Source organism: Polaromonas sp. P4_F4 (assembly GCF_056401355.1).
Genome location: NZ_JBFUJO010000071.1, coordinates 1 through 568 on the forward strand (window position 1 = coordinate 1; position 568 = coordinate 568).

Sequence of the window (568 nt, forward strand, 5' to 3'; positions counted from 1 at the left end):
CAGAAGGACTTCGAACCGGTGGGGACGCTGGGCTTTTTCGACCTTGCCGTGCTGACGACCACCGACAGCCGCTTCAAGAGCATGAAGGACTTGCTCGCGTACGCCAAGGCGAACCCAGGCAAGCTGAACGTGGCCACCATCAACGTCGGCAGCACGCAGCATCTCTCTGCGGAATTGCTGAAGACGAGCGCGGGTGTGGATTTTCAGGTCGTACCCTTCAATGGTTCGCCTGCGGTGCTCACCGCGTTGCGCGGCGGGCAGGTCGATGCGGCGGTGGAGATCCTGGGTCCCATGCTTTCCCAGATCTCCGCGAAGGCGGTGCGGCCGCTGGCCGTGATGGGGGCGCAGCGAGCGTCAGCCTTGCCCGATGTGCCGACGATGGCGCAGAGCGGCGTGCCTGGTTTCGACGTCGCCTCCTGGAATGCGCTGGCGGCGCCAGCGCGCACGCCGCCGCAGGTGATCGCCATGCTCAATCGGGAAGTGAACAAGGTCCTTGCCGATCCCGGTGTGCGCAAACAGCTCGCTGGGCTGAATGTCACGCCCCGAGGAGGCACGCCCGAGCAGCTGC

General features: G+C 65.5%; 1 protein-coding gene. It reads left to right on the forward strand.

What is annotated here, in order from left to right:
* On the forward strand, nucleotides 1-568 hold a 568-nt coding region (locus AC1DUR_RS25805), incomplete at both ends, for a Bug family tripartite tricarboxylate transporter substrate binding protein (protein ID WP_477722391.1).